This is a genomic window from Luteibacter sp. UNC138MFCol5.1 (genome assembly GCF_900110505.1).
Classification (GTDB): Bacteria; Pseudomonadota; Gammaproteobacteria; order Xanthomonadales; family Rhodanobacteraceae; genus Luteibacter.
Map to the genome: position 1 here is coordinate 392,892 of NZ_FODZ01000004.1, position 21,393 is coordinate 414,284.

Below are 21,393 nucleotides of genomic sequence, written 5' to 3' on the forward strand. Positions count from 1 at the left end.
ACGACGTACGTCCGGACGACATGAGCGCACACCGTCACCCCGGCGTACGCCGGGGTCCACGGCGAGGCGATCGGTTTTCGCCGGCGGTCGCGGCGAAGCCGCCGGTACACCAGCCGCGTAGAGGCTGACCGATACCCGGCGTGCGCCTAGACGACGGGCCCCGACTCCGACTCACGTCGTCGCGGCAACCGTCCGTGCCTTAAGCGACTGGATGATCCGTTTGCCCATCGCCTGCCCCGGCACCTCGACGAATCGGTAGGTCAGCGTCGCGAGAACCACCGTCCCCGCCAGCGCGATGACGACCGTCGCGAGGAAGTAGGCATCCGGCGAGAGCCTGTCGCCGGCATGGACCGCTGCCAGCAGCTTGCGCGCCACCTGCAGCATGAAGAAGTGGACGAGGTACCCGCTGAAGCTGATCTTGCCGATGTGGCGCAGGGGCGCATTCACCAGCCAGCGGTACGGCGAACGGTGCAGGCAGAGCGCGATCAGCGCGAAGGCCGCTCCATAGGCGAACACCGCGCGCGGATCGTCCGTCCACTGCGGGACGACGAGCAGCGCCGCCGCGGCGACCGCGAACCACGCCGCGTTGGCCGCGCGGCTTCCGCCATGGAAGAACGCGGTCAGCCTACCCGCCCGGTCGAAGAGCACGAAATACGCGCAGATCCCGAACAGGAAGATCGGCAGCTGGTTCGGCAACCACACGAACGCATAGCGGGCCCACAGGTCCGTGTCGTCGATGGGCGGATGCGCGAGCAACGGCTCCCACGCCACGAGGTCGATCGCGAGGACGATCAGCAACGCCATCCACGCCGCCCGGAACGAACGCAAGGCGAGGAACACCAATGGGAAGACGATGTAGAACGACATCTCCACGCCGATCGACCAGCCTCCCGGGACGACATCGTTGGCGCCCAGGAGCCAGGCGGGGTTCCACCCGTTGGTGAACGTCAGCGTCCCCAGCACGGTGCCGATCCCGGGGAGCGCGTGCCCCTTGAGGATCACCGGCGCCAGGCAATACGCGGCGAACGCGAGGTAGAACATGGGCGCGATGCGGAACACGCGCCGGATATAGAAATTGAGCCAGGGCTCGGACTCTCCCGAACGCTTGCGCGCGGAGAGGAACAGCGTCAACGCGCTGATCACGAAGAACAGCTGAACGCCACGCGCGCCCTGCTCCGCGTAACGGCTGAGCCACGGCGACAGCGCCGCGTCACGCCCCATCGCCTGGTAGATCTCGACGTTGCGCTGCGCGTGGCTCACCAGCACGCCGACGATCGCGACGCCGCGCAGGGCGTCGATGTAGTCGAGCTGGACCTTCGGCGCGGCCTGCACGGTCAATAACGCGGCTGCAGGTGCCAGTGCCAGGCGCTGGCGAGGATGTCGTCGAGCAACGCGACGTGCGGTTTCCAGCCGAGCGTCTCGCGAGCCCGGGCGCTGGAGGCGACGAGCGTGGCCGGGTCGCCCGGCCGCCGCTCGGCGAACTCGTGCGGCACCGGCCGCGACGTGACGCGCGCGGCGGCGGCGATCACCTCGCGAACGCTGAAGCCTTCGCCGTTGCCCAGGTTGAACGTGTACGCGCCGGGATTCTCGTCGAGGTACTCCACGGCCAGCAGATGCGCCGAGGCGAGGTCGTTCACGTGCACGTAGTCGCGGACGCAGGTGCCGTCGCGCGTGTCGTAATCGTCGCCGAATACCTTCAGCCCCGGCCCGTGTCCGAGAACCGCCTTGAGCAGGTTCGGAATCAGGTGCGTCTCGGGGTTGTGCGCCTCGCCGATCGTCGCCGACGGGTCGGCGCCGGCGGCGTTGAAGTAGCGCAGCGCCACCGAGCTGAGCCCATAGGCCTTGTACGCGTCCGCGAGCACGCGCTCGATCATGAGCTTGCTCTGGCCGTACGGATTGATCGGATCGGTCGGATGCGTCTCGTCGATCGCGTCGGACCTCGGGTGGCCGAACACCGCCGCCGTGGACGAGAACACCAGCTTGTCGATCTTCACCTCGCGCATCGCGGCGAGCAGAACGAGCGTGTTGCCGACGTTGTTCCGGTAGTACTGGTAGGGGTCCACCACCGACTCGCCGACCAGCGATCGGGCGCAGAAGTGCATCACGGCGTCGAAGCGATGCGTCGCGAAGAGGCGCCAGAGCGTGACCGCGTCGCCGATGTCGCCGTGAACGAACGGCACGTCGTCGGGCACCGCTTCCCGGTGTCCCGTCGACAGATCGTCGAAGACGACGACTTCGTGTCCAGCCTGAATCAGGTATCGCACCATGTGCGAACCCACATAGCCCGCACCGCCACAGATGAGAAACTTCAATCGATACCTCGTAACACGGGAAAGTGGGATCGCCGCCCTGCCAGGCGGTCCTTTTTTTCGTCTGTCAGGCGGACTCCTCGCTCGCGCTGGCCGCACCCGAGGCCGCCTGCGCCACCGGCTTGAGCGGTGCGGCAGCGGGCGCCTCGGTATGCACGAAACCCTTGAAGATGGTCAGGAAGATGATCCGCAGGTCGAACGCGAGCGACCAGTTGTTGATGTAGTACAGGTCGTACTCGATGCGCTTGACCAGATCGGTGTCGCCACGCCAGCCGTTGATCTGCGCCCATCCGGTGATGCCCGCCTTGACCAGGTGCTTGTGCATGTAGCCGGCGATCTCGCCCTTGAACTTCTCGACGAACATCGGACGCTCCGGACGCGGGCCGACGATCGACATGTCGCCGCGCAGGACGTTCAGGAACTGCGGAAGCTCATCGAGGCTCGTGCCGCGGATGAACTTGCCGAAGCGCGTATTGGTCTTGTTCGTGGCGTTGCCCCACTGCACCGCGCCGCCCTTCTCCACATCCACGGGCATCGAACGGAACTTCAGCATCTCGAATTCTTTGCCGTCGAGGCCGACGCGCCGCTGGCGGTAAAGGATCGGCCCCGGGCTGGACAGCTTCACGCCAATGGCAAGGGCGACCATGACCGGGCTGATCATCAGGAGGATGATGCCGGCGATCACACGGTCCTCGATGGCCTTGAGTATCCAGGCATGCCCGTGGAGAGGACTCTCGCGCAACGTCACGACGGGGACGCCGCCGCAATCTTCCATGCGATGGTTGATGAGCTGGCGACCCAGCATGTCGGGCACGAACTTCACCGCCGTCACGCGCTCGTCCATGCGGTCGAGTACGTAGCTGATCGCACGATGCGCGCTGACGGGCAAGGCGACCAGCACCTGGTCCCATTCCCCGCGGTCCAGGATCTCGTCGAGGTTCTGCAGCGAGCCCGCGAGGGGGACGCCATGGGGTACACCCGTGTCGCAGGCCGTGCGGACGTAGGACGTGATGCGCATCCCATGGCCAGGATTCGCCGCGGCCTGGCGAGCGAGATGGATGCCCGAGTCGGTCGCACCGATCAGCAGGCAGCGATGCATGCCGATGCCGCGACGGCGCAGATACCAAAGGGTGAGCACCGCCGCCTGGCGCACCACCGCCATGAAGGCGAGGCCAAGGAAGAAGGTGAGCGATACCCATCCACGCGAGAAGAGGTCGCTGACCTTGAGCAGATAACCCAGTGCGATCAGCGTCGCGAAACCGACCGACCACGATGCTGCGATGCGCAAATACTGGCTAAATGAATGCTCGCCTAACGGCTTTTCGTAGGCGCGGAAGGCGACGGATGCCGTGAGCGACGCCAGCACCAGGATCACGAGCGCCACCGCGTAAAGGCTGCTCATCCGCAGCGTGTCGAAGCGGATCAGATAGGCGAGATAAGCGGCCGCGATCATCCCCAGCGGATCGCTGGCACGGAGCTCGAGGTCCAATAAAGCATTGAATCTGGACAACTGCATGACAGGTACCTTCCGCGTGAGCGAGATGTGCCGGCGAAACCGGCAGGCCTAGGTACGTGCCCCCTGTGGAGCCGTTTCCGTCCGATCCATCGGACGTACTTCGGTCCAACACGCTTTCGACCGCGTCCGCGAGAGCGACGGACACAGGCTTTTACGATCGCAAGATTCCACAGCGACGATCCATGCTGCATCGCGGGGAAAAACGGGGCAATCCACGCTCCGGCTTTTTGCGAGTCGTGTCACAAAAAGAGTCTTCTGGCTCTCACGTTCAGCTGTTTGCCTTGACCGTCGCGCTATGTATGACGGTGAATGTCCCATGCGACACGCACGTCGCGACGCATTCACCTTCGCGCACCGTCATCGCGCTTCGCCCCACTCCACAGGAGAACACGCCCGTGAGACGTCTACTCATCGCATGCGCCATTCTTGCCGTCGCCGTTCCCGCGATCGCCCAGTCACAACGTGCCGCGGGACAGAACGCCGCCGCATCGGAAAACCCCGAAAACACGAACGCCCCGCGCGTCGCGACGCCGCGGCAGGCCCGTCAGGCCGCACAGGGCGCGCTCACGCCGGCCCGCGTCGCACCAGGCACGGCGGCCGTCGCGGCGGCGGCCGGCGCGACGGCGAACGACACCAATGGCACCGGTAACGACGGCACCGGCGGTACCGGAGGCACGGGAGGAACGGGTGGGACCGGCGGCACCGGCGGGACGGGCGGAACCCACTGAAGACATCGTATATCGGCGTCTGGACGTCTAGATGTCCACGCATGTTCCCAAGCCATTAATGCACGATCGGTTTAAGTACGTCGCTGGCCCCCGAGCCACACGGCGCCTCGACTGAAGGATCCCGTACACGATGAAGTTCCTGCCGACCCTCGGTCTGGCCGGGTGCTGTCTTTTGTTGCAAGCATGCATCCTCGCACCCGGCCAGCACATGAAACGCGCCGAGCTGAACGACAGGGAGAGCGCCACCGGAAGCCGCTACCAGCTCGTTCCGATCACCCCTAAGCTGATCGCGATGGACCGTGCCACCGCGTCGACGCCTACTGTCGACCCCGTGCTCACCTCGTACCGGCCCGATGAATACCGCATCGGTCCCGGCGATTCGCTCTACATCACCGTCTGGGAGCATCCGGAACTCACCTCGCCGGCGGGTTCGCAGCAGCAGACGGCGGCCAACGGGCGCCTCGTGCGCCCCGACGGCACGCTTTTCTATCCCTACGTCGGCCTGCTCCATGCAGCGGGGCTCAGCGTGGAGGAACTGCGCGTGGCCATCACCGACCGGCTCACGAAGTACATCGAGAAGCCGCAGGTCGACATCAGCGTGGTCAACTTCGCGAGCCAGAAGGTGACGCTCGGCGGCGCCTTCGTGAAAACCGACCCGCAGGACATCACCGTGACGCCGCTGACGCTCGCGCAGGCGGTCGGCACGGCCGGTATCAACGCGCAGCTCGCCGATCTGTCCGATGTGACACTGCGCCGCGACAACCACGAATACCACCTCGACCTCGACGCCCTCTCGCATTCGCCGCAGGGCACGCAGGACATCTATCTCAAGGGCGGCGACAGCATCTACCTGCCGTACAACGATCGCCACGAGGCGTACGTGATCGGCGAGGTGTTGCGTCCCCAGGCGATCGCGTTCAAGACCAGCGACCTCAGCCTGACCCAGGCGCTCGGCCGCGCCGGCGGTCTCAATCAGACCAGTGCCAGCGGCAAGTCGGTCTATGTGATCCGCGGCGTGGAGGACATGGAGAAGGCGCCGGCCACGATCTACCAGCTCGACAACACGTCGCCGTCCGCGTTCGCCGTGGCGGCGCAGTTCGCCGTGAAGCCGGGCGACGTCGTCTTCGTCGGGCCCGCGGGCATCACGCGCTGGAACCGCTTCATCAGCCAGTTGCTGCCCTTGTCCGGGCTGATCAGCAACGCCGCGAACGCACAGTACAACCTGGACCGCGATCGCCAGCTGTAAGCGCGCGCTCCTCTTCCGTTCTTCCAAATCGACAGGCGACACAGATGAAGGTCACTATCTTCGGCACCGGCTACGTGGGATTGGTCACGGGCGCCTGCCTCGCGGAAATGGGCAACCACGTCGTATGCGTGGACGTGGACCAGGCCAAGGTGGACGGCCTGCGCAAGGGGGTGATCCCCATCTACGAACCGGGCCTCGAGCCCATCGTCAAGCGGAACCACGCGTCGGGACGGCTCGACTTCACCACCGATCCGGCACCGGCCATCGCGCATGGCGACGTCATCTTCATCGCGGTGGGAACGCCGCCGGACGAGGACGGCAGCGCCGACATGAAGTACGTGCTGAGCGTGGCGCGCACCATCGGCGAACACCTCGACCGTTACGCGGTGGTGGTGAACAAGTCGACGGTACCCGTCGGCACCGCCGACCGTGTCCGCGAGGCGATCGGCGACGTGCTCCGCGGGCGCGGCGCGGAGGTGGAGTTCGACGTGGTGTCGAACCCGGAATTCCTGAAGGAAGGCGACGCCGTCGAGGACTGCCTGCGTCCCGACCGCGTCGTGGTCGGAGCGTCCAGCGAGCGTGCGGTGGCGATCCTGCGCAAGCTCTACGCCCCCTTCAACCGCAACCACGATCGCATGGTCGTGATGGACGAACGTTCGGCGGAGCTCACCAAGTACGCGGCGAACGCGATGCTCGCGACGAAGATCAGCTTCATGAACGAGATCGCGAACATCGCCGAGCGCGTGGGCGCCGACGTGGAGCTCGTGCGGCAAGGCATCGGCTCGGATCCGCGCATCGGTTACCACTTCATCTACCCCGGTGCCGGCTACGGCGGTTCGTGCTTCCCCAAGGACGTGCAGGCCCTCGAGCGCATCGCGCGCGGCAGCGGCTATCACGCGCGCCTGCTCGGCTCGGTCGAAGCCGTCAACGGCGACCAGAAGACGCGGCTCTTCGAGCAGGTGTTGCGACACTTCGGCGGCGACATAGCCGGCAAGACGATCGCGCTGTGGGGCCTCGCGTTCAAGCCGAACACCGACGACATGCGCGAGGCGCCTAGCCGGCGACTGATGGAAGCGCTCTGGCAGGCAGGTGCGAAGGTGCGTGCTTTCGATCCGGAGGCGCGCGCGGAAGCGACGCGCATCTACGGCGAGCGCGACGACCTCGTGCTCTGCGACGGCGCGTACGAGGTGCTGCAGGGCGCCGACGTCCTGGTGCTGGTGACCGAATGGAAGGCCTTCCGCAGCCCCGACTTCGCGCGTATCGCCGCGACGCTCGCCACGCCGGCGATCTTCGATGGGCGAAACCTGTACGATCCCGCGGTCGTCGAAGAAGCCGGCATCGCGTACTACGGCATCGGGCGCGGCCGCTCGTTGCAGCGCTGAGCGGCGGGTGTCGATGACGCTCACGGCGCAGGCGCGCTGGTCCGGAGCTCTGGTGCTGGCCACGCTCGCACTCGCGGGCTGTTCCTCGGTGTCGCGCGGCAGCCTCGAGGCCGTGCGGCTGGCCGTGCATGGTGAATCCGTGCACCCCACCGCCGCGTCCGTCGCCTCGACACCGTACTACCAGATGCAGGCCGACGGCCCCGACGGCGGAGCGGTGCTGATCCTCGCCAGCACGGACGGTGGCCGCCTCGGCTGGTATGGCTCGGGCAAGGACATCGTGTTCACGCGCGACGGCCTCGTGGTGAAGACGGTTGGCCTGTCGCAAGACCTGGAAAGCTCCACGTTCATCGGCGACGATCCCTTCCACGCGGGCCTGCAGAAGCTCGCGGGCCCGCGCGACGCGCAGCGACGCCTCGACTGGACGCCCGGCTACCGCTACGGCCTCGTCGCGCACTCCCACCTCGAGCCGCGCGGTATCGAGCAGGTCGACATCCTGGGAACGGTGCACGCGCTGCGCCGTGTGGACGAGACCCTGACCTTGACCGACGCGGGGACGACGCTGCACAACCGCTACTGGATCGATCCCGCGGATGGCTTCATCTGGAAAAGCCGGCAGTACGTCGCGCCCGGCCTTCCGCTGGAGCTGACACAGCTGCGCCCCTACCGGGTCGCGACGCCATGAGGATCGCCGGGTTCCTCGTGCTCGCGATGCTCGCGATGGTACCGGCACTGGCCGCGCAGACGATCGACGTCTCGACGCGCGGTGCCGTGTCGCACCCAGGCACCGCGGCATACCCCGCTACCGCGCGGCTCTCCGACGTCACCGACGCGTCGGGCGTCTCGCCCGACGCCTATGCGCTGGGCGCGGCGTGGCTGCAACCGGCGTTGCATACGGACCAGGTGCGCCTGAAGGCCGGCGTGCTCTTCGAACTCGGGGCGATCCACCGCAAGGCCATGGCGGAAGGTGACGACGAGCTCGCGCTGCGCAGCGCCGCGTTCCAGTCCTGGCTCTCGGCACTGCCGGTGACGGACCGCCGCAGCGGCAGCATGCTCGACCCCGCGCGCCTCGCCGTCTCGCCCGCGGACGACCGGCCCGTGCACGCGGGCGATACGCTAGTCTTCCCTCCCCGTCCCGGCGACGTACGGATCGTGGGGGCGGTGACGCAGGCGTGCCGTGTCCCGCACGTACCGATGCGCGACGCGCGGCGGTACCTTGCCGATTGTCCCGTATCGACGGCAGCCGATCGCGATGCGATCTACGTGATCCAGCCCGACGGTGCCGTGTTCGAACAGGAGATCGCGCTGTGGAACCGCGACGATCCCCGCCCGCTCGCGCCGGGAGCGTGGATCTACGTGCCGTTCGACCGTCGCAGGATCGCCGGCGCGGCGGAGGACGATTTCAACCGCGACGTCGCCGATTTCATCGCCACGCAGCTGCTGGACGGTGACGGATGGCGTTGAGGCGTTTCCCGCGATGGCGCCCGCGTGGCGGGTGGCGCGGCTGCTGTCGCGCCGGGCTCGTGCTGTGGGCAGGCGGTGCCGCCGCGGTCGGTGCGCAGGATGCGTACACGCAGAGCGACTTCGGCGGCGTGGGCCTGTTGCAGACCCCCACCGCGCGCATGGCGCAAGAAGGCGAGTTCAGCTTCGTGCTCAGTCGCACGACGCCTTACACGAACTACAACGTGTCGATGCAGCCGCTCCCGTGGCTGGAGGGCTCGTTCCGCTACACCAACGTGAGCAACCGGCTCTACGGTCCGCGCTCACTCAGCGGCAGCCAGACGTACAAGGACAAGTCGATCGATGCCAAGGTGCGGCTCTGGCAGGAGTCGCGGTGGATTCCCGCCGTCGCCGTGGGCGCGCGCGACGTGGGCGGTACCGGCCTGTTCTCGAGCGAATACGTCGTGGCGAGCAAGCGCGCCGGCCCGTTCGATTTCAGTCTCGGCCTGGCCTGGGGCTACATCGGCGCGCGCGGCGACATCCGTAATCCGCTCGGCTACCTCGACGACCGATTCGACGTGCGCCCGAGCGGCGGCACCGGCACCGGCAAGTTCAGCACGAACAAGTTCCTCCGCGGGCGTCCCGGCTTCTTCGGCGGCGTCGAATACCGTTCGCCGTGGGAGTGGCTGCGCCTGAAGGCCGAGCTCGACGGCAACGACTACCGGCACCAGCCGCAGAACAACAACCAGCCGCAGCGCTGGCCCGTGAATCTCGGCGCGGTGTTCCGGATCAACCGCAACGTCGATCTCACGCTCGGCTACGAGCGTGGCGAGATCGCCACGGCCTCCATCAACCTGCATTCGAACCTCGCACGGCACGTCGACCCGCCGAAGGTCAACGACCCGAAGCCGGAGGCGGTGGCGTTCACCTCGACGCCCGTGGATGCCGCACAGCCAGGGGCGGCGGAGCCTGCGAGGCGCGCGCCGAAGGACGTCGACTGGGGCGAGATGGCACGCGCGCTGAGCAGCAACGCCGGCATCGACGTGAGCCGTATCGGCCGCCGCGGGCAGGAACTCGTCATCCACGGCGAGCAGCGGCGCTTCTTCTATTCGGCCGAGGGCGTGGGCCGCGCGACGCGTATCGTCGACAACCGCGTGGACGACAGCATCGGCTGGCTCACCGTATCGAGCGAGCGCGATGGTCTGGCCACCCTGGAAACGAGCGTGCACCGCCCGCGCTTCATCGAGCTGCTCGATCATCGCCTCGACCTCCAGGACTTCCGGCGCAGCGTCGAGCAGAACCCGATCACGCCGCGCGAGGAGGAGACGCTCTACCTGTCGCCCCTGAAGCGGTTCAACGGCGGTGTGGCACTGGGTTACCAGCAGAACGTCGGCGGTCCCGACGCGTTCGTGCTCTACCAGGTCTACGCCGCGGCGTCGGGAACGTTCAACTTCAGTCGCAACCTGTGGCTCGATGGCGTGCTGGCCGTGAACCTGGCCAACAACTACGACAAGTTCCGCTACGACGCGCCGAGCGCCCTGCCGCGAGTCCGCACCAACCTTCGCCAGTACCTGACCAGCTCCGACGTCACGCTGCCGAACTTCCAGCTCACCGGCACGCGCAAACTGGGCAGCGATCTCTACGGCCTGGCGTATGCGGGCATGCTGGAGAGCATGTACGCCGGCGCGGGCGGCGAAGTGCTTTACCGTCCCTTCGGCGAGCGCTGGGCGATCGGCGCGGACCTGAACTGGGTGAAGCAGCGCGGGTTCCGACAGGACTTCTCTCTGCGCCGGTATCACACGATCACCGGGCAGGCCACCGGCTACCTCGATACCGGCTTCCAGCACGTCACGCTCGCGGTCAGCGTGGGCCGGTATCTGGCGGGCGACTGGGGCACGACCATCGACGTGTCCCGCCAGTTCTCCAACGGCACGCGCATGGGCGCGTACGCGACGATCACGAACAAATCGGGCAGCCGCGGCTACGGCGAAGGCAGCTTCGACAAGGGCATCTACGTGTCGGTCCCGTTCGACCTCCTGCTCCCCCACTCCTCGCGCAGCCGCGCGACCCTCCTCTGGCAGCCCCTGATCCGCGACGGTGGCGCGCGCCTCAACAAGCGCTACACCCTCTACACGCTCACCAACGACCTGGACACCAATCTCTTCGACAAGAACCTCGGCAAGATCGCGGAGTGACGGCTCGTAGGAGCGCGCCCTGCGCGCGACATGTTTTCGCGAGGAGCATCGGGTCCTGTGGCGCTTGCTCCAGGGAGCTGTCGCGCGCAGGGCGCGCTCCTAAAGATAACGGAGCCAGCTTGCCACGCCGCGTTCGATCAGTCCGTGCACGTGCTCGAAGGCGGGACGCTGCTGGCGGTAGGGATCGGGAATGTCGCGCCCCTCGTTCCAGCGGTCGAGCAGGAACACCTTGCCGCTGACCTCGGGCGCCATGCGCTGGATCGTCGCGACGTGCGCCTTCTCCATCGCCAGGATGAGGTCGGACTGGCGAAGCATGGCAACGTCGACCTGACGTGCACGGTGGGGCGCGCCATCGATTCCCTCCCCGCGAAGGAGGTCGAGCGCCGTCGGATCCATCGGATGGCCCGTCATCGCGCCGAGGCCGGCGCTGGACACCGTCGCGCGATGGCCGTCGCCGAGGCGATGACGCAGGAGGTACTCGGCGGCGGGGCTACGGCAGATGTTGCCGATGCAGACGATCAGTATCCGTTCGAACATGGCTGCTGCGATACTCGGTAATCGACAGATGATAAACGATGGGCATGACGACATCCGCACGATATCCCGGTGGTGACACGGCATGAGCGTCTGGCACGCCATCACCGCCTTCGGCGACAGCGCCTTGCTGCTGCCCGTGATCGCATGGATGGCCGTGTGCCAGCTGGCCGCGGCCCCATGGCGTCGGGACGGCTGGCGGTGGATCGCGGCCGCCGTCGCCTGCGGCGGCTGCGTGTCGCTTTCCAAGCTGCTCTTCATGGCGTGGCACGTCGCGCCACCCGGCATCGACTACACGGGATTCAGCGGTCACACGGCGCTGGCGATCCTGGTCTGGACCGCCCTCGCGGCGATCGTCACCCGGGGCATGCCGCTGGCGGCGCGCGTCGGGGCGATCGCCGCCGGCGCGTCGCTCGGTGTGGCGGTCGGCGCGTCGCGCCTCGCGCTCAAGGTGCACAGCCCTTCCGAGGTATGGCTCGGCGGCGCGCTGAGCGTCGTCGTCGCGGCCTGGTTCGTCGCGCGCATGACCCATGCGGTTCCTCCGCGCGATCGCGCGACCGGATGGCGACTCGCGCTCCTCGGCGGCACGCTCGCGATCGGGCTGGTCTGCTACGGGCGCGTGTTCCCATCGCAGCACCTGCTGCAGGACATCGCCTTGTGGCTGAGCGGACACTCCCGCGTCTTCACGCGCCTCTGAGCCCCGGCGTCACGTCGTCGTGGCCGGATGAAGGCCGATCAGTTCGGACAGCCCGACCCAGAAAAGCTGGATGCCGATGCAGAAGATCACGAACGCCAGCAGCTGAAGCACCACCTGGGTGCGCTGGGCGCCGAGTTTCTGGCTGAGCCGGTCGGCGTAGCGCATGCACAGGTAGATGCTGACGGTGAGCGCCGCGAGCGCGATCGCGGCGGCGATGACGTGGATCCATCCTGCACCTTCCCGCGGCGATCCGGTCCCGATCGCGATCGCCACGGAGATCGAGCCCGGCCCGACCGTGAAAGGCAGCGTCAGCGGATAGAACGACGGGTCGCCGCGATGGTGGTGCACCTCGGTTTCGTCATCGTCGTCGTCCTGGCCGTTGAGCATGCGCCATCCCGCCGCGGCGATGACGATTCCGCCGGCCACCCGCAGCACGGGAATCGAAACGCCGAAAAACGACAGGACGTACGCTCCGAGCAGCAGGGAACCGAGCAGTAACAGCAGGCTGTTCAGCGCGACATTGCGCGCGAGCCGCTCGCGCTCCGCGGCATCGGCATGGGGCACGACCCCCAGCGACATGAGCGCCGAACCCGGCGGATTCACCACCGGCAGCAACGCGGCGACGATGACCAGCGTCGCCTGACCGATCTCCATGAACATCCATCACCCCCGTTGTTGGAGCGGACCGGGCCGCTCCGACAGGATGGCGCGACGCCGGCGGTCGGGGCAAGGGTCGTTTTCACACCTCGTTTCAACAAGATTCCGGCCGTGGCGCGCCACATGATGCGTCAGGCGCTTGCGCCCAACCCGCCGGCAGCGCCGGCTTTCCTCGTCGAAAAGGAGTACCACCATGCTGCCCAAGTCACACCGGTTCATGCTGCTGGCCATCGCCGTCGCCGGCTCCGCGTTCTTCACCCAGGTCGTCATGGCCGACGGGGACGCGCATTACCCGGCATTCGCGACGCTGAAGAAGGACAAGGCCGATCCCAAGATGCTGGACCGAGACGCCATCACGCCGGCGCTTGAAAAGAAATACCCGCGTCTGGCGGGCCTGAAGAGCCATTGGGACGACGCTGACCTCGACCACGACGGCAAGATCAACCAGGCGGAATACGACGCCTATGTGTCGGTCGACCACGGGACCTGAAGCGCTCCGCGCGATCCAGGCCGGACCGCGGCGGTCCGGCCTCCCCGCCGCCGCGCCGACGCGCGGTGCGTGCGCATGAACGTCCAAGCATGACATGACAGGCGTAAGGCGGCGGAAAGCTTCGCCGCGCGTTACTTCCGGGACTTCGCCGTATCCGCCGCGGGGGGCAGTCCGCCCGCGTTGTCCGTCCCCTGCCCCTTGGGCGGCGTCACCTTGGGCGTACCGTACTCGTCGCGCTCGCGAGGATCCGGCGCGCGCTTCGTATTCATGCCGTCATTCCAGTGCTCCCGGCGTTCCTTCGCGCGCGAGTGCGCATCCTCCTTCACCGTCTGCGGCTTGCCGCCGTTGACGGACTGGCGCGTACCGTCCTGCACCGTGGCGGGCGGCTCGTGGTTCTGCGGAACACCTGCACTGCTACCGAGCAGGAACATCATCGTCAGGATCATGGGGGTCACCTCCCGCACAGCCTGCCGCCGCCGCCGTGACCGGCGCGTCACAGGCCCGGCCACGGGAGGTCACGCCCGCGTGGCGCCCATCGTCACCGAATCCAGGTGCTCCACCCGCTCGATGTCGCCAAGCCAGACGAGACCGCTCCAGCCGGGCTGCCGCGCGTCCTCCAGCTTCACCGTGCCGTTGATGCCTTCGTTGTCGGCCGCGTCGCGGAACACCTGGATCGTCGGCGTCACCATGACGACGCCTTCGACGACGCCGCTCTTCGTGTGCACCCGTACCCTGGCATTGATCGCGAGTTCTCCGACGAAGCGTTCGAGGCGCGCCACGTCGCGCGGGTCGGTATATACCTTTTCGGCAATGCGTCCCATCGTCTCCTCCTCCGGAAGAAGGCCGGACGGCGGCACACCGCCGCCGGCACGAGTCCCTCAGGCAGCCGACTGCTCCGCGGCACGCTGGTTGCCCGCCTGCTCCGCCAGGAGCGTGAGCTTCTCGTCGGTCGCCTTTTCTTCCTCGAGCGTCGCCTGCAGCAATGGGATCGCGTCCTTGTAGCCAAGCTTTTTGGCGATGGCGGAAATCGTGCCGTACGACGCGATCTCGTAGTGTTCGACTTTCTGGGCGCCACCAATGAGCGCGGCGTCGCGGAGCGGACCTGCTTCGATGCCGTCGATCACTTCCTTGCTTTCCTCCACCAGGCCTTCCATCGCGGCGCACTTGACGCGCTTGAGCCGGATGCCCAGCGCATCGACGATCTGGTCGATGCGCTCGACCTGACCCTGGGTTTCCTCCAGATGCGTCTCGAAGGCCTGCTTGAGTTCGGGGGCCTCGGCGGCGCGCGCCAGGCGGGGAAGTGCCTTGGTCAGCTGCTTCTCCGCGCTGTAGATATCCGACAGTTCGTGGATGAAAAGATCTTCGATGGTCCCGATGGGCATGTGCCGCTCCGTCTTCATGAATGAGCCGCCATCCTATGAAGCCCGCCGTTGCGCGGGACACCAGAGGGCGTGAAGAAACGTCACAATGCTGAAGGGCGAGAAGGAGGTGGGCGAAATGCCTCGACCGACTCCCAGCCGCCTTGCTCGTCCTCGATCTTGAGCCTCACGGATCGACCGCTCCGTCGGCCAAGGCTGTCGGCCAGACGTAGCGCATGACGGAAGCATTCGTCCTGCGTCGCGAACGTTCCCATCCGGTGCGCGTCGTGAAACACCTCCCAGGGGAAAGCGTCATGTCGCTGCGCCAGGGGCAGGTAAAGCATGATCGGGGGCTGCGGATTCATTTCCATGCATGGAAGGCATACAAGCACCGTGCCAATGGGAAATTCCCGCCACGGAGCCGCTCGTGCGGAACGTCACGCCCGGCCCCTGCAACTTCTTCATGCACCACTGCAACCCTTGCCGCCGCAGGAGCCACGCGGCGAACGTGGCCATCGACCGAATGCGGATACCCGACGCATCGTCGTCAGGCGTCGTACTCCGCCTCCTCGGTCAGCGCCTGACCCGGACGTCCGGTGTCGCGTCGCGCAGGAGCATTCCCTCGTCGGGCTGCGGGAGGTGTTCGCGTACCCACCTCGCCCTGACCTGTGCCTGCGGCAGCATTCGCTTGTCCCGTTCACCAGTGTGTCGTCGCCGTCACCACGGGTGCCCGCGGTATCGACCCGCGACATCGAAGGATGACCACTCCACCAGCCTGCCGAGAGCGATACAAACATGTTCAACCACAACAAGCGACTCCAGTACACCGTGCGCGTGGGCGAATCCAACCCGGGTCTCGCCAACCTCATGCTCGAACAGTTCGGTGGTCCGCAGGGCGAACTCGCCGCCGCGATGCGTTACTTCACCCAGGCGCTGGCCGAGGAAGACCCGGGCCGCAAGGACATGCTGCTCGACATCGCCACCGAGGAGCTCAGCCATCTGGAGGTCATCGGATCGATCATCGCCATGCTCAATCGTGGCGCCAAGGGTCGCCTCGCGGAAACGATCGACCAGCACGCCGAAATGTACCGCGCCCTGCAGGGCGCCGGAAACGACAGCCATGTGACGCAGGTCCTCTTCGGAGGCGGTCCCGCGCTCATCAATTCGGCCGGTGTACCGTGGCACGCCGGGTACGTCGACACGATCGGAGAACCGACCGCGGACCTGAGGTCGAACATCGCCGCCGAGGCGCGTGCGAAGATCGTTTACGAGCGTCTGATCAACGTGACCGAGGACCCCGGCGTGCGCGACGCGCTGACGTTCCTGATGACACGCGAGATCGCGCATCAGAAATCGTTCGAGAAAGCGCTGTACTCGATGGACAAGAGTTTCCCGCCAGGCAAGCTTCCGGGCGATCCGCGCTTTACCGACGTTTATGTGAACACGTCGCTGGGCGAAGGGGATCGCACGGGCCCATGGCGCGAGGGCAAAGGCTTTACGGAGGTGCTGGTGCCCGGCGAGGACACTATCCCGGTGAATGGTGGCGATGGGCATGCCGATGTCGGACTGTCCACGGACGAACAGGCCGCTGTCGACGCGTTCGCCGAGCGCGGGGCATCGGATCCTACTCGCGACCCGGTGACTGGCGCCGACCTCGGCACGCTGCAGCAGGAGGCCGCTCGCTGATAAGCGGTGCCACCAGCCTGCTGAGCGGGGCGGCCGGAGCTGCGTTAAGTTCCCGGGTGCCACGGTGATGACGCATTCACATGCCGCTCACGGCCATCGCAACGCGTTCGGGATATTCCTGACGCTTCGAAGCCGGCGACCGTTTCCCGATCATGTCCGTAGGCACGCTGTTGATTCTGGAAGACGATCTCCGTTTCGCCGATCTGGCGGGCAAATTCGCCCGCCAGATCGGGTTCGATCCGCATCCGGTGACCACGCTCGGCGAGGCGGTGCGGATGGCGTCGAAGCGGCGCTTCGATTGCGCGTTGGTCGACATTGGACTGCCCGATGGTTGCGGCCTCGACCTGTTCGCCGAGCCGCGACTGGCGAGCACGCGCAAGATCGTCATGAGCGGCGACGCGTCTCTGGCCGGCTGGGCGGCGCGCAGCGTGCCGGGCGCACTTGGCGCGTTGACCAAGCCTTTTCGCTTCTCCACTTTCCGCGAACTCCTCGACCGCTCATGCCCTGCCCCGCAACCCGGGCGCGACCTGCTTGGACGGTCGACGGCGATGCGGGCTGCCGTCGATGAACTGGACACCGTAGCCCGAAGCCGCTTTCCTGTTCTGATCCACGGCGAGAGCGGCACCGGCAAGGAGTTGGCGGCGCGACTGGTCCACGACCGCAGCGGACGCAACGGCCCTTTCATCCCGGTCAACTGCGCGACATTGTCGGCGGAACTACTTGCCAGTCAGCTGTTCGGGCACCGGCGTGGCAGTTTCACCGGCGCCGTCGGTCATGAGGCAGGGCTCGTCGCGCAAGCCGATGGCGGCACGCTCTTCCTCGATGAACTCGCGGAGGCGCCGCCGACGGTGCAGGCGGCACTGCTGCGCTTCCTGGAATCCGGGGAGGTCCTCGCCCTCGGTGCACATTCGCCGAAGCGGGTCGACGCACGTATCGTCGCGGCGACCAACGTCGATCCACGGCGCGCGGTCGATGAAGGGCGACTGCGCGCCGACCTCTACTTTCGCGTGGCCGGCTACGAGGTGCGCATGCCGCCGCTTCGCGAGCGACCTGAGGATGTCGACGTCATCGCGCAGTCGATCCTCGACGAACTGAATCGCGAATACGGCAAGGCGCGTCGCTTCGTTCCGGGCGCGTTCGACGCCGTCCGCGGCGACCGCTGGCGTGGCAACGTGCGCGAGCTGCGCCAGCGCGTCCAGCGTGCCTGGCTCGAAGGTGACGAGGCGCTGATCCTCGGCCGGCCGGCGTCGGAGAGTCACCGCCAGACGCGCGACTCGCGCACACTCGACGACATCGAGCGGGAGGCCATCCTCGACGCGCTCCTCGCGTCCGCTGGCGATCGGGCGATGGCCGCCGCGCGCCTGGGCATCAGCACGCGCACCATCTACAACAAGCTCTCCCGATACCGTGGCGACGTGCCGGACGCGCCCCTTCCCAAGACTGGATGAGCGAGGTCCTACGCCCCGATCAGACGGAGGAAGGGTCCGACTCCAGGCGGATCCGCTGGCTGACCGACGCGTAGACCTGCTCGCGCTCCGCACCGCGACGGCGCGTCGTCGACGGCGACAGCTCGTCCGCGTCGGCGAGCAGTTCGAGAAAGTCCTGCGTGCTTGTGCGCGACGCGGGGGTCGTGATCTCGTCGACAAGCCTGGCGAAAACGTACTTCATCTGGTGGGTCGACTGACTGGCGCTCAGCGTGAGCGACGCCTTGACGAGTTTGCCGTCGCGATAGCCGATTTCCGCGAGGCTGCTGGCCCGGTCGTCGATCTGGGTGTAGAGATAGTTCTGCGACAGCGGATCGTCGGTCAGGGACAGCGTGCCACCCACCGTCAGCGGCGAATGGAAGCTGGCGAGCAGATGCGTGTCGCGACGCTGCGACAGTTCGCGGTTGCGCATGCCGCCCTCGCCGATGCGGGTGGTTTGCGAGGTGTCGTACGAAAAGGCGTCCTTCTCGTCCGCCCGGTAAGGATTCGACGCCACGGCGGTCTGGACGATGCTGGCGTGGTAGTCCGCCAGGCCGCTCAGCATCGCGTGCTCCGCCTTCGAGAGCGACGCGGCCATCGGTCGCGTCGTGCCGGGTGGGACGTCGTCGGCGGCGTGCAGCTGACGGAAGGCATCCTTGTACATCGCCGCCAGGAACCGATCGCCGTGCCCCCGCGCCGTCGCCTTGTCGACCTCGCCCAGGACATTGGCCATCGCGCGATCTCGCTGCGACGCCGTGCCGAGGATGGCCCCCGACGACGCGTCGACCCCGATATCGACGACGCCTTCGGCCGAGGTGAGCTTCAGGGTTCGTCCCCCGGTATCGGCGTGGAACGCGAGCGTCATCGGCGCACGGTTGGCAGACGCCACGCTGGCCGTGACATCCACCGAGGCGAACGCATGTTTGTCGAACGCGGCGAGCGCCGCGAGATCGAGCTTCGGCGGGGAGCCGGCCAGACCGTCGATCGCGGCCTGGAAGCCATCGGCGAGCTTCGACAGCGCCGCGCGTTCCGCGTCGTCGAGCGTCGCGCTTCCGCGAGCCCGTACCTGAAGTTCACCGTCGCTCCCGGTAAGCGCGAAGGTCACCGTTTTGCCGCTCGCGGTCGTCGCGGAGAGGCTGAACGCGGTTCCGTCGCTGCCCTGCGTGCCGCGAGTCGATACGGCCTGGGCGAAGTCCACACCCTCGGCGGCGAACTGCCCGACCAGCGCGGTGCCGAGTCCCGCGAAACGCGCTCCGTCCGTGGACGCGGTGTACTGCCGCGCCATGCGCCGCGTGACGTCGTCATCCGACGGAGTCTGCCACAGAGGCATCGCCGGCTTCGGGTAGACCGGCGATGCCGGGGGCGCCTCGGCCCCGCTCAGACTTACCACCACGGAAGGCGGTGCGGCGGCGGCCGGCGTGGCCGCCGCGTTCACCGGGCCGCGGCCTACCGTCCCGGTCATCGGCCACGCGAGCATGCCCGTCGATACGTTCCCTATCATGCGATCTCCTTGCGCTTTCCGTGCACGGGTTATCGGCGCCCGTCGCGGTCTCTTGAATGGCGCCACCTCCGGGTGGGGGCGAGCGAATCGCTATTTCGCCGCGCAATCCGTCCGGCTGTTGTCGGCCACGCCCGCGATCAGCCACCTGCCGTTCGTGCGCACGAGGTGGATCAGGTCCGAGCCGCAGTGGTGCACCTTGCCGTCGACAAGGAACTCGTACGGCGCCCAGACCATGGCCAGGTCGCCATCGACGCGCACCAGCGGATCGTAGATGCGTTCCTCGATGCGCCCCTTGCCCGGCTTCACGTGGCTGACGAACTCGCCCAGGGTCATGCGCTTCACCGTGCCGTCCCGCAGCAGCGCCACGCTGCCTTCGGGCTGCACGGTCGCCAGCATGGCCGCCTGGTCGTACTTCGCCATGCCGTCGAACATTGCGTAGACCGGCGCCAGCACGGCTTTCTCGTCCGACGGTGATGCCGCTTGCACGGAGGTGGCCGCGACCACGGCGAGGGCCGCCACGATCACGATTCGGATGGTCATACGCACTCCCCTCACTCCCAGGTCGGGCCCCATCCTAACCCGAGGGAGCGGCCCTGGCGCTCTCACCCGGAGGACGAATCGACAAGCCCCGTCACGCGGTCTCTGGTACACCAGCGACCTTCCTACGCGCTTACCGGAGACGCCCCATGCCCGCCAACCATCTCGACGACGCCTTCATCCATGGCCAGAAGCAGCGGCTCCTCGCGCTGCGCCGGCAGCTGATCGCGTCCGGCGACGCGGCGGGTGCCGACGAGCAGCTGCTGCAGTCGGCCGCCGGTGGCGAGCCGCAGGATGCCGGGGACGATGGCGAACGCTTCGCCCAGCAGGAGAACGACGAGGCCTTGCTCGCGCATGACGAGGCCCGGCTCGCCGCCGTCGACCGCGCGCTCGAGAAGATCGAGGACGGTACGTACGGCCTCTCCGACCTGAGCGGCGATCCCATCCCGCGCGAACGCCTGCAGGCCGTGCCCGAGACGAACGTCACGGTCGACGAGGCATCCCGGCGCCTGCATTGAATTCCCTCGACCGGCACCGCGACGCGGAACCATCGTGTCGATCAAAACGCGGCACGACCGTCCTATCCGGCCGCGTGTGCATTACGTAAAAAGGGCGCGGGCCACCCAAGGAGATACCCGTGACCGATTCCCAGAACACCGCCCCCGATGCCGGGCGCCGTAACTTCGTCGTGAGCGCCGGCGCCGTCGCCACCGCCACCCTCGTGGGCGCCGGCGCCATGGCGGCCGCCACCACGGCCGAAGCGGCACCCTCCTCCACCTCCTCGAAAAAGAAGGAAAGCTCGATGCTTACGCTCAAAGACGGGACGCAGATGTACTACAAGGACTGGGGCACCGGTCAGCCCATCGTCTTCCATCACGGCTGGCCGCTCAGCGCGGACGACTGGGATGCGCAGATGCTGTTCTTCCTGTCGCAGGGTTTCCGCGTCATCGCCCACGACCGTCGCGGCCACGGCCGTTCGACGCAGACGGCCACCGGTAACGAAATGGACACCTACGCGTCCGACGTGGACGAGCTGGTCACGCACCTCGGCCTGAAGGACGCCGTGCATATCGGCCATTCGACCGGCGGTGGCGAAGTGGCGCGTTATGTCGCCCGTCATGGCAAGGGTCGCGTCGCCAAGGCCGTGCTGGTCAGCGCCGTGCCGCCGATCATGGTCAAGACCCCGGCGAATCCGGAAGGCCTCGACATCTCGGTGTTCGACGGCCTGCGCAAGCAGCTCGCCGAGAACCGCGCGCAGTTCTACCGCGAAGTGCCGATCCCCTTCTACAACTTCAACCGCGCCGGTGTGAAGACGATCGAAGGCACCGTGGACAACTGGTGGCGCCAGGGCATGATCGGTGGCGCCAAGGCCCACTACGACTGCATCAAGGCGTTCTCGGAAACCGATTTCACCGAGGACCTCAAGGCGATCACCGTGCCGACCCTCGTCATGCACGGCACCGACGACCAGATCGTCCCGTACAAGGACGCCGCCGAGAAGTCGGTGAAGCTGCTGAAGAACGGTACGCTGAAGCTGTACGACGGCTACCCGCACGGCATGCTGACCACGCACGCGGACGAGCTCAACAAGGACCTGCTCGCGTTCATCAAGAAGTAAGACTGGAGCCGGGCGGCCTCGCCGCCCGGCTTCCGATTC

22 protein-coding genes are annotated in these 21,393 nt (G+C 67.1%); 12 read left to right on the plus strand and 10 right to left on the minus strand.

From position 1 onward, the window contains the following. Positions 1–171: 171 nt before the first annotated feature. The 3 genes from BMY69_RS13880 to BMY69_RS13890 all read right to left on the minus strand — a co-directional run bounded on the left by BMY69_RS13880 (position 172) and on the right by BMY69_RS13890 (position 3,825). A complete protein-coding gene (locus tag BMY69_RS13880; protein ID WP_255364566.1) occupies positions 172–1,332 on the minus strand; it encodes an acyltransferase family protein in 1,161 nt (386 codons plus the stop codon). A gap of 2 nt (positions 1,333–1,334) precedes the next feature. Then, positions 1,335–2,312: a UDP-glucose 4-epimerase GalE gene (gene galE, locus BMY69_RS13885; RefSeq protein WP_090053556.1), complete on the minus strand. Its 978-nt coding sequence runs from the start codon at positions 2,310–2,312 to the stop codon at positions 1,335–1,337. A 64-nt stretch (positions 2,313–2,376) separates the two neighbouring features. After that, entirely contained in the window at positions 2,377–3,825 is a 1,449-nt protein-coding gene (locus BMY69_RS13890) for an undecaprenyl-phosphate glucose phosphotransferase (protein WP_090179265.1), read from the minus strand. A 395-nt stretch (positions 3,826–4,220) separates the two neighbouring features. Between BMY69_RS13890 and BMY69_RS19370 the strand changes: the two genes are divergently transcribed. From BMY69_RS19370 to BMY69_RS13920, 6 genes are all read left to right on the plus strand, one after another. Further along, on the plus strand, positions 4,221–4,553 hold the full coding sequence (locus BMY69_RS19370; RefSeq protein ID WP_139206039.1) for a hypothetical protein: 333 nt from the start codon (positions 4,221–4,223) through the stop codon (positions 4,551–4,553). A gap of 130 nt (positions 4,554–4,683) precedes the next feature. Beyond that, positions 4,684–5,799 carry a polysaccharide biosynthesis/export family protein gene (locus BMY69_RS13900; RefSeq protein ID WP_254779078.1) on the plus strand — a complete coding sequence of 372 codons (1,116 nt, stop codon included), beginning with the start codon at positions 4,684–4,686 and terminating at the stop codon, positions 5,797–5,799. Between the two features lie 44 nt (positions 5,800–5,843). After that, complete coding sequence (locus BMY69_RS13905; protein ID WP_090179270.1) at positions 5,844–7,181, plus strand: UDP-glucose dehydrogenase family protein; 1,338 nt, start codon at positions 5,844–5,846, stop codon at positions 7,179–7,181. A gap of 13 nt (positions 7,182–7,194) precedes the next feature. Beyond that, entirely contained in the window at positions 7,195–7,863 is a 669-nt protein-coding gene (locus BMY69_RS13910; RefSeq protein WP_255364556.1) for a YjbF family lipoprotein, read from the plus strand. Continuing rightward, a complete protein-coding gene (locus BMY69_RS13915; RefSeq protein ID WP_090179275.1) occupies positions 7,860–8,642 on the plus strand; it encodes a capsule biosynthesis GfcC family protein in 783 nt (260 codons plus the stop codon). The genes BMY69_RS13910 and BMY69_RS13915 overlap by 4 nt, the downstream gene beginning before the upstream one ends. Beyond that, the gene (locus tag BMY69_RS13920) at positions 8,639–10,813 is read left to right on the plus strand and encodes a YjbH domain-containing protein (RefSeq protein ID WP_255364557.1); all 2,175 of its coding nucleotides are present in this window, start codon (positions 8,639–8,641) and stop codon (positions 10,811–10,813) included. Before BMY69_RS13915 ends, BMY69_RS13920 begins: the two co-directional genes overlap by 4 nt. 99 nt (positions 10,814–10,912) lie before the next feature. Here BMY69_RS13920 and BMY69_RS13925 read toward each other — a convergent pair whose 3' ends face one another. Then, positions 10,913–11,350 carry a low molecular weight protein-tyrosine-phosphatase gene (locus BMY69_RS13925; protein ID WP_090179279.1) on the minus strand — a complete coding sequence of 146 codons (438 nt, stop codon included), beginning with the start codon at positions 11,348–11,350 and terminating at the stop codon, positions 10,913–10,915. An 82-nt stretch (positions 11,351–11,432) separates the two neighbouring features. Between BMY69_RS13925 and BMY69_RS13930 the strand changes: the two genes are divergently transcribed. Continuing rightward, positions 11,433–12,044, plus strand: coding sequence for a phosphatase PAP2 family protein (locus BMY69_RS13930; protein ID WP_090179281.1), 612 nt, complete (start codon positions 11,433–11,435; stop codon positions 12,042–12,044). A 9-nt stretch (positions 12,045–12,053) separates the two neighbouring features. Here the strand turns inward: BMY69_RS13930 and BMY69_RS13935 are convergent, their stop codons facing one another. Further along, the gene (locus tag BMY69_RS13935; protein WP_255364558.1) at positions 12,054–12,698 is read right to left on the minus strand and encodes a MarC family protein; all 645 of its coding nucleotides are present in this window, start codon (positions 12,696–12,698) and stop codon (positions 12,054–12,056) included. 196 nt (positions 12,699–12,894) lie between these two features. On the opposite strand from BMY69_RS13935, the gene BMY69_RS13940 reads away from it, so the two are divergent. Then, positions 12,895–13,191 carry a hypothetical protein gene (locus tag BMY69_RS13940; RefSeq protein WP_090053572.1) on the plus strand — a complete coding sequence of 99 codons (297 nt, stop codon included), beginning with the start codon at positions 12,895–12,897 and terminating at the stop codon, positions 13,189–13,191. Positions 13,192–13,322: 131 nt separating this feature from the next. On the opposite strand, the gene BMY69_RS13945 is transcribed toward BMY69_RS13940, so the two are convergent. The 3 genes from BMY69_RS13945 to BMY69_RS13955 form a co-directional block, all read right to left on the minus strand. Beyond that, positions 13,323–13,637 (minus strand): hypothetical protein, encoded by a 315-nt coding sequence (locus BMY69_RS13945; protein WP_090179286.1) that lies wholly within the window; start codon positions 13,635–13,637, stop codon positions 13,323–13,325. A 69-nt stretch (positions 13,638–13,706) separates the two neighbouring features. Beyond that, a complete protein-coding gene (locus tag BMY69_RS13950; protein ID WP_090179289.1) occupies positions 13,707–14,012 on the minus strand; it encodes a DUF3247 family protein in 306 nt (101 codons plus the stop codon). A 57-nt stretch (positions 14,013–14,069) separates the two neighbouring features. Continuing rightward, a complete protein-coding gene (locus tag BMY69_RS13955; protein ID WP_090179462.1) occupies positions 14,070–14,573 on the minus strand; it encodes a YciE/YciF ferroxidase family protein in 504 nt (167 codons plus the stop codon). A gap of 771 nt (positions 14,574–15,344) precedes the next feature. Here BMY69_RS13955 and BMY69_RS13960 point away from each other — a divergent pair. Continuing rightward, positions 15,345–16,235: a manganese catalase family protein gene (locus tag BMY69_RS13960; protein WP_090179290.1), complete on the plus strand. Its 891-nt coding sequence runs from the start codon at positions 15,345–15,347 to the stop codon at positions 16,233–16,235. Between the two features lie 152 nt (positions 16,236–16,387). After that, positions 16,388–17,683 carry a sigma-54-dependent transcriptional regulator gene (locus tag BMY69_RS13965; RefSeq protein WP_090179293.1) on the plus strand — a complete coding sequence of 432 codons (1,296 nt, stop codon included), beginning with the start codon at positions 16,388–16,390 and terminating at the stop codon, positions 17,681–17,683. 19 nt (positions 17,684–17,702) lie between these two features. On the opposite strand, the gene BMY69_RS13970 is transcribed toward BMY69_RS13965, so the two are convergent. Then, on the minus strand, positions 17,703–19,199 hold the full coding sequence (locus BMY69_RS13970) for a hypothetical protein (RefSeq protein ID WP_143070478.1): 1,497 nt from the start codon (positions 19,197–19,199) through the stop codon (positions 17,703–17,705). 90 nt (positions 19,200–19,289) lie between these two features. Continuing rightward, positions 19,290–19,739 carry a nuclear transport factor 2 family protein gene (locus tag BMY69_RS13975; RefSeq protein WP_090179297.1) on the minus strand — a complete coding sequence of 150 codons (450 nt, stop codon included), beginning with the start codon at positions 19,737–19,739 and terminating at the stop codon, positions 19,290–19,292. Between the two features lie 146 nt (positions 19,740–19,885). Here BMY69_RS13975 and BMY69_RS13980 point away from each other — a divergent pair, with 146 nt between their 5' ends. Then, complete coding sequence (locus BMY69_RS13980) at positions 19,886–20,254, plus strand: TraR/DksA family transcriptional regulator (RefSeq protein ID WP_090053609.1); 369 nt, start codon at positions 19,886–19,888, stop codon at positions 20,252–20,254. A gap of 284 nt (positions 20,255–20,538) precedes the next feature. Further along, positions 20,539–21,354 (plus strand): alpha/beta fold hydrolase, encoded by an 816-nt coding sequence (locus tag BMY69_RS13985; protein ID WP_254779244.1) that lies wholly within the window; start codon positions 20,539–20,541, stop codon positions 21,352–21,354. The last annotated feature ends 39 nt before the right edge of the window (positions 21,355–21,393 follow it).

Excerpts from the sequence above, each read along its gene's own strand:
- BMY69_RS13925 (WP_090179279.1), bottom strand. The coding sequence starts at position 11,350 with ATGTTCGAACGGATACTGATCGTCTGCATCGGCAACATCTGCCGTAGC.
- BMY69_RS13970 (WP_143070478.1), bottom strand. The coding sequence starts at position 19,199 with ATGATAGGGAACGTATCGACGGGCATGCTCGCGTGGCCGATGACCGGG.
- BMY69_RS13955 (WP_090179462.1), bottom strand. The coding sequence starts at position 14,573 with ATGCCCATCGGGACCATCGAAGATCTTTTCATCCACGAACTGTCGGAT.
- BMY69_RS13965 (WP_090179293.1), top strand. The coding sequence starts at position 16,388 with ATGTCCGTAGGCACGCTGTTGATTCTGGAAGACGATCTCCGTTTCGCC.
- BMY69_RS13915 (WP_090179275.1), top strand. The coding sequence starts at position 7,860 with ATGAGGATCGCCGGGTTCCTCGTGCTCGCGATGCTCGCGATGGTACCG.
- BMY69_RS13945 (WP_090179286.1), bottom strand. The coding sequence starts at position 13,637 with ATGATCCTGACGATGATGTTCCTGCTCGGTAGCAGTGCAGGTGTTCCG.
- BMY69_RS13900 (WP_254779078.1), top strand. The coding sequence starts at position 4,684 with ATGAAGTTCCTGCCGACCCTCGGTCTGGCCGGGTGCTGTCTTTTGTTG.
- BMY69_RS13960 (WP_090179290.1), top strand. The coding sequence starts at position 15,345 with ATGTTCAACCACAACAAGCGACTCCAGTACACCGTGCGCGTGGGCGAA.
- BMY69_RS13935 (WP_255364558.1), bottom strand. The coding sequence starts at position 12,698 with ATGGAGATCGGTCAGGCGACGCTGGTCATCGTCGCCGCGTTGCTGCCG.
- BMY69_RS13910 (WP_255364556.1), top strand. The coding sequence starts at position 7,195 with ATGACGCTCACGGCGCAGGCGCGCTGGTCCGGAGCTCTGGTGCTGGCC.
- BMY69_RS13890 (WP_090179265.1), bottom strand. The coding sequence starts at position 3,825 with ATGCAGTTGTCCAGATTCAATGCTTTATTGGACCTCGAGCTCCGTGCC.
- BMY69_RS13975 (WP_090179297.1), bottom strand. The coding sequence starts at position 19,739 with ATGACCATCCGAATCGTGATCGTGGCGGCCCTCGCCGTGGTCGCGGCC.
- BMY69_RS13930 (WP_090179281.1), top strand. The coding sequence starts at position 11,433 with ATGAGCGTCTGGCACGCCATCACCGCCTTCGGCGACAGCGCCTTGCTG.
- BMY69_RS13940 (WP_090053572.1), top strand. The coding sequence starts at position 12,895 with ATGCTGCCCAAGTCACACCGGTTCATGCTGCTGGCCATCGCCGTCGCC.
- BMY69_RS13905 (WP_090179270.1), top strand. The coding sequence starts at position 5,844 with ATGAAGGTCACTATCTTCGGCACCGGCTACGTGGGATTGGTCACGGGC.
- BMY69_RS13985 (WP_254779244.1), top strand. The coding sequence starts at position 20,539 with ATGCTTACGCTCAAAGACGGGACGCAGATGTACTACAAGGACTGGGGC.
- BMY69_RS13950 (WP_090179289.1), bottom strand. The coding sequence starts at position 14,012 with ATGGGACGCATTGCCGAAAAGGTATATACCGACCCGCGCGACGTGGCG.
- BMY69_RS13980 (WP_090053609.1), top strand. The coding sequence starts at position 19,886 with ATGCCCGCCAACCATCTCGACGACGCCTTCATCCATGGCCAGAAGCAG.